Origin of the sequence: Microbacterium thalli (assembly GCF_028737325.1) — a bacterium.
GTDB classification, from domain to species: Bacteria; Actinomycetota; Actinomycetes; order Actinomycetales; family Microbacteriaceae; genus Microbacterium; species Microbacterium thalli.
On sequence record NZ_JAQZCH010000010.1, the window covers coordinates 1 to 570 of the forward strand.

The 570-nt window shown below is 64.0% G+C and carries 1 protein-coding gene; it reads right to left on the reverse strand.

From position 1 onward, the window contains the following. The coding region (locus tag PUW82_RS15040; protein WP_274223130.1) for an L-ribulose-5-phosphate 4-epimerase at positions 1–570 on the reverse strand (570 nt) is incomplete at both ends.

Consider the following 570-nt stretch of genomic DNA (forward strand, 5'->3'; position numbering starts at 1 on the left):
CCGGCGGTCGTCGGTGGTCTGTCCGTAAACGTTCTGGTACCGGTCGTAGAGCTTGTCGATCGACTCCTGCGGGATCGGGATCACCTCACCCGCCTGCCGGGCGATATGCACCGTGCGGGCGACGTCCTCGACCATCACCGCGGCCTTGACCGCATCCTTCGCACTCGACCCGATCGTGAACGGCCCATGGTTCCGCATCAACACCGCCCGAGAACGATGCCCCCGCAACGTCTCCACGATGCCCCGACCGATCGAGTCATCACCGATGATCGCGAACGGCCCCACCGGGACCGGACCCCCGAACTCATCAGCCATCGCCGTGATCACACACGGGATCTCCTCACCCCGCGCCGCCCACGCCACCGCATACGTCGAATGCGTGTGCACCACACCACCCACCTCGGGCATGTTCCGATACACATACGCATGAGCAGCCGTATCACTCGACGGAGCCCGATCACTACCCGGCGTGCCCGGCACCACATTGCCGTCCAGATCGCACACGATCATGTTCTCCGGAGCCAGATCGTCATACGACACCCCCGACGGCTTGATCACGAACAGATCAGC